Source organism: Roseomonas sp. 18066 (genome assembly GCF_902706185.1).
GTDB lineage: Bacteria > Pseudomonadota > Alphaproteobacteria > Acetobacterales > Acetobacteraceae > Pseudoroseomonas.
The window spans coordinates 20799-31130 of sequence record NZ_CACSJM010000070.1 but is presented as its reverse complement, the minus strand read 5'-3'; the positions used below and the strand labels follow the sequence as shown (position 1 = coordinate 31130).

At 72.6% G+C, this 10332-nt stretch carries 11 protein-coding genes; 3 read left to right on the top strand and 8 right to left on the bottom strand.

Annotation, left to right across the window (positions count from 1 at the left end):
* Nucleotides 1-258, top strand: a 258-nt coding sequence (locus tag GVN67_RS15470) for a hypothetical protein (RefSeq protein WP_159997519.1), incomplete at its 5' end; no start/stop codon positions are given.
* Between the two features lie 84 nt (nt 259-342).
* Here the strand turns inward: GVN67_RS15470 and GVN67_RS15465 are convergent.
* From GVN67_RS15465 to GVN67_RS15440, 6 genes are all read right to left on the bottom strand, one after another.
* Nucleotides 343-1029: a class I SAM-dependent methyltransferase gene (locus tag GVN67_RS15465; protein WP_159997517.1), complete on the bottom strand. Its 687-nt coding sequence runs from the start codon at nt 1027-1029 to the stop codon at nt 343-345.
* Nucleotides 1030-1094: 65 nt separating this feature from the next.
* A complete protein-coding gene (gene ptsP / locus GVN67_RS15460; protein ID WP_159997515.1) occupies nt 1095-3041 on the bottom strand; it encodes a phosphoenolpyruvate--protein phosphotransferase in 1947 nt (648 codons plus the stop codon).
* Nucleotides 3031-3420 (bottom strand): HPr family phosphocarrier protein, encoded by a 390-nt coding sequence (locus tag GVN67_RS15455; protein ID WP_159997513.1) that lies wholly within the window; start codon nt 3418-3420, stop codon nt 3031-3033. The genes ptsP and GVN67_RS15455 overlap by 11 nt, the downstream gene beginning before the upstream one ends.
* Before the next feature lie 231 nt (nt 3421-3651).
* Nucleotides 3652-4107, bottom strand: coding sequence for a PTS sugar transporter subunit IIA (locus tag GVN67_RS15450; protein WP_159997511.1), 456 nt, complete (start codon nt 4105-4107; stop codon nt 3652-3654).
* Nucleotides 4108-4120: 13 nt separating this feature from the next.
* Nucleotides 4121-5242 (bottom strand): RNase adapter RapZ, encoded by a 1122-nt coding sequence (rapZ, locus tag GVN67_RS15445; RefSeq protein ID WP_235035320.1) that lies wholly within the window; start codon nt 5240-5242, stop codon nt 4121-4123.
* Nucleotides 5239-5685 (bottom strand): HPr kinase/phosphorylase, encoded by a 447-nt coding sequence (locus GVN67_RS15440; RefSeq protein WP_235035321.1) that lies wholly within the window; start codon nt 5683-5685, stop codon nt 5239-5241. The genes rapZ and GVN67_RS15440 overlap by 4 nt, the downstream gene beginning before the upstream one ends.
* 209 nt (nt 5686-5894) lie before the next feature.
* Between GVN67_RS15440 and GVN67_RS15435 the strand changes: the two genes are divergently transcribed.
* A complete protein-coding gene (locus tag GVN67_RS15435) occupies nt 5895-6857 on the top strand; it encodes a threonine/serine dehydratase (protein WP_159997507.1) in 963 nt (320 codons plus the stop codon).
* Between the two features lie 35 nt (nt 6858-6892).
* Here the strand turns inward: GVN67_RS15435 and GVN67_RS15430 are convergent, their stop codons facing one another.
* Nucleotides 6893-8581, bottom strand: coding sequence for a stimulus-sensing domain-containing protein (locus tag GVN67_RS15430; protein WP_159997505.1), 1689 nt, complete (start codon nt 8579-8581; stop codon nt 6893-6895).
* Entirely contained in the window at nt 8581-9282 is a 702-nt protein-coding gene (locus GVN67_RS15425) for a response regulator transcription factor (protein ID WP_159997503.1), read from the bottom strand. Before GVN67_RS15425 ends, GVN67_RS15430 begins: the two co-directional genes overlap by 1 nt.
* 104 nt (nt 9283-9386) lie before the next feature.
* Between GVN67_RS15425 and GVN67_RS15420 the strand changes: the two genes are divergently transcribed.
* Nucleotides 9387-10127, top strand: coding sequence for a HugZ family protein (locus GVN67_RS15420; RefSeq protein ID WP_159997501.1), 741 nt, complete (start codon nt 9387-9389; stop codon nt 10125-10127).
* The last annotated feature ends 205 nt before the right edge of the window (nt 10128-10332 follow it).

The following is a 10332-nucleotide window of genomic DNA, read 5'->3' as shown; positions in this document are numbered from 1 at the left end:
ACCCGCCGCGCCGCCGCCGCCCGCCGCACCGCCGCGCCGCGCCGCGCGACGGTCGCCCGCCGCAGCACCGGCGAGGGCGCCCGCAACACCCAGCTGCGCAGCGACGCGGTCGCCCAGCGCCGCTTCACCGCCCGCGAGGCCGAGCTGGAGCGGCTGCGCACCCGCCTGGAGAGCGACCGCAACCGCTACGACTCGCAGCGCGCCAACACGGCGATCCGCTCCGCGCCGCAGCCCTCCTCGCCCGCCTTGACGCGCTAAGCCAGGGCGGCAGCTTATCGTCGGACCGGGTGACTAACGTCTCCGGCCGCGGAGCGGCCTGCGACGATCACGCGGTCGGCCCGCTCACTTCTTCAGCGGCTTGCGCAGGATCCATTTCGGGTCCTCGACCACCAGCTCCTGGCCGATCTCGGCGGCGAATTCCTGGGCGGCCTTGGCGACCCCCGGCCAGGGATAGTCGTCGCCGACCAGCACGCCGCCCGGTGCCAGCAGCGCCCAGAAGCGGCGGGCATCGCGCAGCACCGGCTCGTATTCATGCGCCGCGTCGATATGGATCAGCTCGGCCTTCACCCGCAGCCGCTGCAGGATGACGGCGGCGTTCTCGCTGGTCTGCGCCAGCGGCACCACGCGGTCCTGCAGCCCCAGATGCGCCATGTTGCTGATGAACTGCCAGTAGAGCCCGGGCATCCCGTGCCGCAGCCGGAGGGATGCGAAGATGTTGTCCTTGCGCTCGCGATTCCAGTGCTCGGGGCTGCCGAGGAAGGTGTCGACCGCGATCACCGCGCCGGGCAGGGCATGCTTGGCCATCGCCTTGCAGAAGAAGGCCACCGAGGCGCCTTTCCAGACGCCGACATCGATGATGGTCTTGGGCTTCACCTCCTGCACCAGGCGGGCCAGCGTCGGGTGGGTGCTGTTCCAGCCCTGCAGGTCCTGCGGCAGCTCGGGGGTGAAGCCGGCATAGAGGTCCTCGCCGAAGAGGCGCTGCATCAGCGCCTGGGCTGGGCTCTCGGTCGTGGCGGCGGCGTCGGACATGAAAAAACTCCCGGTCTGCACCGGGAGCTTGCCATCTCGATCCGCGATCGCAAAGGCGAGGGAAGCTAGTCCTTGGCCGCGGCCGGCTCGCCGAAGGCCATGACCAGCTCCTGGATGCGCTTCGGGTCGCTCTGCTCCATGACGCGGCGGGCGAAGCGGGCGCAGTCGTCGATCTTCAGCGTGCGCACCACCTGCTTCACGCGAGGGATGGCGCTGGCATTCATCGACAGCGTGCGGATGCCCAGGCCCAGCAGCAGCGGCACCAGCCGCGGATTGCCCGCCATCTCGCCGCAGACCGAGACCGGCATGCGCAGCCGCAGCGCCGCCTCCGTCGCGAACTGCACCAGCCGCAGCACCGCCGGGTGCAGCGGGTCGTAGAGATGGGCGACCTCCGCCTCGGCCCGGTCGACGGCCAGGGTGTACATGGCCAGGTCATTGGTGCCGATGGCGAAGAAATCGGCCTCCAGCGCGATGGCGTCGGCGGCGAGCGCGGCGCCCGGCGTCTCGATCATGGCGCCGAGCGGCGGCAGCTTCTCCGGCAGCGGCACGCCCTTGCGGCGCAGGCGGCGGGCGACGCGCTCATAGATCTCGCGCGCCTGGGCGACCTCGGCCGGGATGGTGACCATCGGCAGCAGGATGCGCACCGGCCCCTGGGCGGCGACGCGCAGGATGGCGGCGAACTGCGCCTCCAGCAGCTCGGGCCGCTTCAGCAGCATGCGGATGCCGCGCAGGCCCAGCGCCGGGTTGGGGCCGGCGTGATAGGGCTCGATGCCCTCGGCCAGGGCCTCGATGTCCTTCTCGCCACCCCAGTCGAGCACGCGGATGGTCACCTGGTCACCCGCCAGGGGCCCGACGATCTGGCCATAGGCGTGGAACTGGGCGTCCTCGTCCGGAAGGTCCTCCCGGTTCATGAACAGGAACTCGGTGCGCAGCAGGCCGATGCCCTGGGCGCCGGCCTGGGCGATCAGCGGCAGCTCGGCCGGGATCTCCAGATTGGCCTGGAGCTCGACCTCCTCGCCATCCAGCGTGATGGAGGGCAGGCGGCGCAGCTTGCCGAGCCGGGTCTTCTCCTTGGCATAGGCGGCCAGCGCCTCGCGCCCGGCCTCCATGGCGGCCGGGCCGGGGCGCAGCACGATGGTGCCGGCGCTGCCATCCAGCACCGCCTCGTCGCCGCGGTTGGCGGCCTCGGTCAGGCCGGGGCAGGCCAGCACCGAAGGGATGCCCAGCGCCCGCAGCATGATCGCGGTATGGCCATCGGCGCCGCCTTCTTCCGTCGCCACGCCGGCGATGCGGGCGGGGTCGAGCAGCGCGGCGTCCGCCGGCGTCAGCTCCTCGGCCACCAGGATGGCGCCCTGCGGCACGCCCTTGAGGCTGCGGAAGGGGGTGGCGGTCAGGTTGCGGGTCAGCCGGCGGGCGATCTCGCGCACCTCGCCGGCGCGCCGCTTCAGCCCGGGCTTGTCATCGTCCTTGGCGGCCAGGATCACGGCGGCGATGGCCTCGGCCTCGTCCTGCACCGCGGTCTCGGCCGAGAGCAGCTCCTCGCCGATGCGGCGGCGGGCGCCGCGCAGCAGACGGCTGTCGCCCAGCATCATCGCATAGGCGTCGAGCAGCGGCGCCAGCTCCTCCTGCGCCTCCTCCGGCAGCACGCCGAGGCGCGCCTTCAGCTTGCCGACCTGCTTGCGGCTGGCGCTCGCCGCGGCGTTCAGCCGGGCGCGCTCATCCTCGACCTGGCCGGCCTCGACCTGGCGGCGGGGGGCCAGCGTCGGCTCCTCCGAGGTGTCGTAGACGGCGCCGATCGCCACGCCATGGCTGACCGGGATGCCGCGGATCGACACCTCGCGGGTCTTCGCCTTGCGCCGCGGCTCCTTCTCCGCCGGCTTGTCGCCCAGCTTCTCGACCAGGCGCGCAGCCTCGGCCGCCTTCTCGGCGGCGCGCTGCGCCTCGGCCTTCAGCGTCTCGGCCTCGGCCTTCGCCTCGGCCTTTTCCTTCGCCGCGCTCTTGTCAGTCTTCATGGAAGCCGGCCTCGATCAGGCCGGCCACCGCATCGAGCGCTTCCCTGGCATCCCACCCTTCGGCTTCCACCACCACCTCGCTGCCCTTGCCGGCGCCCAGCATCATCAGCCCCATGATGGAGCAGGCGGGCACCTTCTGGCCATCGCGGGAGACGGTGACGCAGGCGGAAAACCGCTCGGCCTCGGTGACCAGCTTGGCCGCCGCCCGGGCATGCAGGCCGCGGCTGTTGATGATGCGGATGCTGCTGCGCAGCACCAGCGGATTGGCCACCTCGGCGGCGGTCTCGGGCGCCGGCTCGGTGGCGGCGCCGAAGGCGTCGGACGGCGCGGTGGGCGCGGGGACGCGCCAGAAAAGCAGGCCGGTCTGGTCAAGGCGCATCGTCTCGCCCCTCTGCTGCGGGCGCTGGCGGCGACGCCAAGCGGCCCCTGGTCTGGTGCCCGGTTCCCGGACCCGCGGCGAGAATCGGCGGGCAAAGCGCCGGGATTATGGCAGGCGCCGCCGCTGCTCGGAGCGGGGGCTGCGCCTCAGCCATAATTATCCTCATATCTTTCGGACGGGACCGGTTTTCCAGCCCCCCTTTCATCAGGCGGGAGTTTTATCCCGCCTGGATCACCCCGCCTGCTGGGCGCAGCGCAGCACCACCTCCGACGGCGGCGGGCAGCGCGCCGGCGTGGCGCAGGCGATGTAGTGCCGCCCGGCCCGCATCGCGTGCTCGACCGCCGGGCTCAGTGGCTCGGCGTTGCGGATGCGGGCCAGCTTGACCAGCATCGGCAGGTTGACGCCGGCGATCACCTCGATCGCGGCGCCGGCGGCGACCCCCTCCTGCGCCACCGCGGTGGCCAGGTTGGACGGGGTGCCACCGAACATGTCGGTCAGCAGCACCACGCCATCGCCGCTGTCCACGGCGGCCACCTGGGCCAGGATGTCGCGCTTGCGACCTTCCATGTCGTCCTCGGGGCCGATGCAGACCGTCGCGACCTGGGCCTGCGGCCCCACGACATGCTCCATCGCCAGGCGGAACTCCTCGGCCAGGCGGCCGTGGCTGACCAGCACCAGACCGATCATCAGGAATACGCCATCACAGTGTGCAAGTAGGGTCCTCCCGACCCGGATGAGGGAGCGGCGCGCGAGCGCCGGCACGGGCTTCCGACCCGTGGTGTCCAGCATGGGCATCCTGCCCGCGCTGCTCGGCCTTGGTCTCGACGGCGCCGCCAGCAGGGCTGGTGGCGCCGAGTCCCGCCGCGACCGGCGCGGCCATCGCCGGCGGTCCGGTCAGGACCCTCTCGGCGGCGGCCAGCTCGCGGTGGCGGAGATCGATCCGCCATCCCTGCCCGGCCAGGTGCTCTGCCAGCATCTCGGCCAGCAGCACCGAGCGGTGCTTGCCGCCCGTGCAGCCCAGGGCGACGGTCAGGTATTTCTTGCCCTCTGCCGCATAGCGGGGCAACAGCGGGTCCAGCAGCGCCGTCATGCGCTGCCAGAATGGGCCGAACTCCGCATCCGCCTGGATGAAGGCGGCAACCGGCGCATCCCGTCCGGTCTGCGGCCGCAGCGCCGGATCATAATGCGGATTGCGCAGGAAGCGCAGGTCGAACACCAGGTCGGCCTCGCGCGGCAGGCCGCGCGGGAAGGCGAAGGACAGCACCGCCACCGCCATCCCCTCCGGCCCTTCCGCCACCCGGAAGCGCCGCTCGATCTGGCGCCTCAGCTCGGGCAGCGGCAGCTCGGTGGTGTCGACCAGCGCATCGGCGGCATCCCGCAGCGGCGCCAGCAGCGCCTCCTCGCGGGCGATGCCATCGGCGACCGACCCGCCCAGCGAGCCGCCCGGGGCCAGCGGATGACGCCGCCGGGTCTCCGAGAAGCGGCGCATCAGCACGGCCGGTTCCGCGGTGACGTAGATGAGCTCGGGGGCCAGCCCCGGCAAGGTGCGCAGCCGGGCGATTCGTTGCAGCAGCGCCAGCGCGTCGAAGCCGCGGGTGCGGGCGTCGAGGCCAACCGCCAGCGGCACATGGCCGCCGTCGCGCACCAGCTCCTCCAGCACCGCCAGCGGCGGGTTGTCGATGCTCTCGAAGCCGAGATCCTCGAGCATCCGCAGGATCGAGGCCTTGCCGGCGCCGGACAGGCCGGTGACCACGACGAAAGGCCGCGCCCCGTCATTCGCCGCGGGGGGACGCGCCGTCATCGACTCGGGCGGCAGGGTCACGCGGCGAAGGCCCCGGCGCGCTGGCGCAGGCGGGACTGGCTGGCGGCCAGGGCGAAGGCCAGCTTGTCGGGGGTCGAGGCGTCGAAGCCGTGCAGCGCGATGCAGGGCAGGGCGATGCCGGCCGCCACGAACTGCCGCGGCCGCGGCAGCCGCGCCACCTCGGCGCGCGGCGTCAGCTCCACCACCAGCCGCAGCGGCGCCGGGCCATGCGGCAGCGCCTCGAACAGGCCGAGGCCGCGCACCTCCAGCAGCCCGGCCAGCGCCGCCGGCGCATCCGCCTCGGCCAGGCCGTCGCGCGGGGCGATCGCCACCTGGTCGTCGGCCACCAGCCGCCAGCCGCGCTGCATCAGCCGCAGCAGCAGGTCGGACTTGCCGGCGCCCGGCGGGCCCAGGAACAACACGCCCTCGCCTTCCAGCGCGGCGCAGCTGCCGTGCAGCATCATCACTCGGACAGGGCTCCCTGTGGGGGGGTGGAGACTCTGAAACCTGCTGAAATATGGCAGCATCGGGGCGGCTGTGAAAGCCACCCGCTCCGGCGACCCCCGGTTGCGCCCGGGACAGGGCCTTCAAGTCCCCGGTTCGGGTCCCGGTTTCGGCCCCGCGGCCAGGCTGCCGGTTGCCCGGCGGCGGGGCCGGTGCCAGGGTTGCGGGCATGAGCGCTGACCTGCCGACCACCCCGCCCGACGCCGCCGCCATCCGTGCCGCCGCCACCCGCATCGCGCCCTGGATCCGCCGCACCCCGGTGATGATCCTGCCGCCGGGCGACCTCGGCCTGCCGGGCGCGACCGGCCCGGTGACGCTGAAGCTGGAGCTGCTGCAGGCCACCGGCTCCTTCAAGCCGCGCGGCGCCTTCAACCGGCTGCTCTCCGCCGCCCACCTGCCGGAGGCGGGGGTGATCGCGGCCTCCGGCGGCAACCATGGCGCGGCGGTGGCCTACGCCGCCCAGGCGCTGGGCGTGAAGGCCGAGATCTACGTCCCCGACATCACCGGCGCCGCCAAGGTCGCCCGCATCCGCGGCTATGGCGCGACGCTCGTCCAGGGCGGCGCCAGCTATGACGAGGCGCGCCAGGCCTGCGAGGCCCGCGCCGCCCAGACCGGCGCCCTGATGGTGCATGCCTATGACCAGCCCGAGGTCCTGGCCGGCCAGGGCACCCTGGCGCTGGAGCTGTCCGAGCAGGCGCCGGCGCTGACCCATGTCCTGGTCGCCACCGGCGGCGGCGGGCTGATCGGCGGGGTCGCCGGCTTCTACGGCGACGAGGTCGAGGTGGTCTCGGTCGAGCCGGAGACCTGCCCGACGCTGTTCACCGCGCTGCGCGAAGGCCACCCGGTGCCGGTCGATGTCAGCGGCCTGGCCGCCGACAGCCTGGGCGCCCGGCAGATCGGCCGGCTGAGCTTCGAGGTGGCGCGGCGCCGCATCGGCCACGCGCTGCTGGTGCCCGATGCCGCCATCCGCGCGGCGCAGCAGACGCTGTGGGAGGCCTGCCGCCTGGTCACCGAGCCGGGCGGGGCCACGGCGCTGGCCGCGCTCATCTGCGGGGCCTTCGTGCCGCCGGCGGGGGCCAAAATTGGAATCGTGGTTTGTGGGGCGAACACGGATCCGGCGTCCATCAACTGAACCCGCGGCCAGGGGCGCCGCCCCTGGACCCCGCCTCAGCCGAGGGGCAGGCGCACCACGAATCGGGCGCCGGTCACCTTGCCGCTCTCGTCCCGGCGATTCTCGGCGGCGATGCGGCCGCCCAGGCCCTCGACGATCTGCCGGCTGATCGACAGGCCCAGGCCGGAATGCTGGCCGAACTGCTCGCCGGTCGGGCGCTCGGTGTAGAAACGGTCGAAAATCCCCTCGAGCTTGGCCTCGGGGATGCCAGGGCCTTCGTCCTCGACCGTGAACTCCATCATCGCCCCGGTCGGGCGGGCGCGCATCCAGACGCGGCCGCGCTCGGGCGAGAAGGAGATCGCGTTGCCCAGCAGGTTGCGGAACACCTGCACCAGCCGCCCCTCGACGCCGCGCACCACCAGCGGGCCGGCCGCCATGTCGAGCTCGACCACCGGCGCTTCCTCGGCCCGCGTCGTGTTGTGCAGCTCGGTCAGGGCCGACAGGATCGGCGCCACGTCGACCGGCTCGGAGGCGGTGCGCGACAGCTCGGCATCGACGCGGGAGCTGTCGGCGATATCGCCGATCAGCCGGTCCATCCGCACCGCGTCGTCGGCGATGATCGCCAGCAGCCGCTTCTGGTGCACCGGATTCTCGATGCGCAGCAGCGTCTCGATGGCGCTGCGCACGCTGGTCAGCGGGTTGCGCAGCTCATGCGCCACATCCGCCGCGAAACGCTCGTTCTGGTCGATCCGCGCCCAGAGCGCCGTCGCCGAGGATTGCAGGTCGCGCGCCAGGATGCCGATCTCGTCCTCGCGCGACAGCAGGGCCGGCGGCACGGAGCCGGCGCGGCCCTTGCCCTGGCGCATGGCGACCGCCGCCCCGGCCAGCGCCAGGATCGGCGAGGCGATGGTGCGGGAGAGGAACAGCGAGGCCGCGACCGTCAGCAGCAGCGCCAGCAGGAACAGCCCCAGCACCGAGGAGCGGATTTCCAGCAGCCGCTCATCGACCTGCCGCGCCTCGCGGGTCAGCAGGACAATGCCGACGGACTGGCTGCCGCGGCGGGCGGGCTCGGCGACCGAGACCAGCAGCCGGCCTTCGCGGGTGCGGCGGATATAGGGGCGCACGCCGCCTTCGAGGGCCAGGCGCAGCTCTTCCCGCCGGTCGGGCCCCAGCGCCGGCTGCCAGTCGAAGGAGGGCGCGTCGGGCCCGACATCGACGAAGACGGCGTCATCGGCGCTACGCGGCCCGTAGACCGAGCGCGGCAGCAGGGCGAGAATCCGGTCGTAGAGGCTGCCGATGGTGCCGGCCAGCGCGCCGCGCGGCTCGGGCGGCGCCAGCGGCTCGGTGACGATGGCGCCGCCCTGGCCCTCGCGCACCCGGCTGTCGGCGACCAGCAGGCCGGTGCTGTCGAACAGCTTGGCCTGGGTGTTGGGCGAGGGTTCCACCAGGCGGCGGAGCAGCGGGCGGGCGGTGTCGGGGACGAGGACGGCGCGGTCGTCCTGCAGGCGGACGGCGGCCTCGGCGATGCCGCCGGCATAGATGCGCGCCTGGGTGCGCAGCCCCTCGACCTCGGCCGAGAGCAGGCCGTTCTGGTATTGGTCGAGGTAGAGAAGGGCCGCGGCCAGCAGGGCGGGCGCCAGCATGTTCAGCAGCAGGATGCGGCGCAGCAGGGGCGAGACCCGCCGCTTCGGCGCGGCCGGCTGCGGCAGGACGGCAGGGGCGGCCCTTCCGCTGGCGTCGGGCATCAGGCCTCCTTGTAGCGATAGCCGATGCCGTAGAGCGTCTCGATCATCGAGAAGTCGTCGTCCACGGCGCGGAACTTCTTGCGCACCCGCTTCACGTGGCTGTCGATGGTGCGGTCGTCGACATAGATCGCCTCGCCATAGGCGGCGTCGATCAGCTGGTCGCGGTTCTTCACCATGCCGGGGCGCTGGGCCAGGGTCTTGACCAGCAGGAACTCGGTGACCGTCAGCTGCACCTGCTGGCCCTTCCACAGGCAGGTATGCTTGGTCTCGTCCAGCGTCAGGTCGCCGCGGGTGATGATGCCCGAGGCCGGCGCGCCCGACCCCTCGGCCCGGCTGGCCTCGTTGCGGCGCAGCAGGGCGCGGATCCGCTCCAGCAGCAGCCGCTGGCTGAACGGCTTGGTGATATAGTCGTCGGCGCCGAGCCGCAGGCCCATCAGCTGGTCCAGCTCCTCGTCCTTCGAGGTCAGGAAGATCACCGGCATGGAGGAGCGCTGGCGCAGCCGCTGCAGCAGCTCCATCCCGTCCATCCGCGGCATCTTGATGTCCAGCACGGCGAGGTCCGCGGGGCGCGACAGCAGCCCCTGCAGCGCGCTTTCGCCATCGGTATAGGTGCGCACCTGGAAGCCCTCCTGTTCCAGCGTCATGGAGACGGAGGTCAGGATGTTGCGGTCGTCATCGACCAGGGCAATCGTGGCGGGCATGTGGGGCTGGCTCCTGGAGCATCCTGGGCCCGTTCTGCCAGGGGATTGTGGCGCGGGCCGGGCCGCAGACGGACATAGAGCGGGCATAGAGGACAGGATCGTCGATGGACAAGATGCAAGCGGCGCGACAGGCGCGGGCCTTGCTGCGCGGCGCGCGCCAGGCGGTGCTGGCGACGCAGCGCGACGGCCAGCCTTACGCCGCCCTGGTGACGCCCGCCATGGCGCCGGACCTTTCTCCGCTTCTATGGCTGTCGCGGTTGTCGGAGCACGCCCGGCAGCTGGCCGCCGAGCCGCGCTGCGCCCTGATGGTGCAGGGCGCCGATGACGGCGAGAATCCGCAGACCGCCCCTCGCGTAACCGTGACCGGCCTGGCCACGCTGGTGCCAGAGGGCGAGATTGTGGCGCTGAAGGCTCGCTGGCTGGCCCGCCACCCCTATGCCGGGGCCTATGCCGGCTTCGGCGATTTTTCCCTGTGGCGCATCGGCTTGCAGGCGGCGCAGCTGGTGGGGGGCTTCGCCGCCGCCGCCCGGCTGAAGGGGTCCGAGCTGCGGCCCGACCCGGCGGCGGTCGCCGCCATCGCCGCCGCCGAGGCCGGCATCGTCGGCCATATGAATGACGACCACCTGGACGCGGTTGAAAACATTGCGGCGCGGCTGTCGGGGCTTTCGCCGCAGGGGTGGCGGATGCGGGCCGCCGATGTCGATGGCTGCGATTTCCAGCGCGGGAAGGAAGGCTGCCGGCTGGACTTCGACAGCCCCGTGGCGGATGCCGCCGGGATGCGCCAGGCGTTAGTCGCAGCCGCCCGCGCAGCCCGTGCCGCGGCCCCGGACGCCCCCGAAGATTGAGGCAAAAGAGCGGCCTAGCGGGGCTCAGTCATCGTATAATATGACGACAACACTTACATTGACCGGCGGCCGAACGGCGGCGTAGGTTCAGCCCGACCCCGGCTTTCGGCGCATGAGGTACTCGGTACGCGATGTGCCGGACGCCCGGGATATCCCCAAGGCTACTGCCCCGTCGGATTCCCGCCGGAGGATAAGCGCCCTGCCC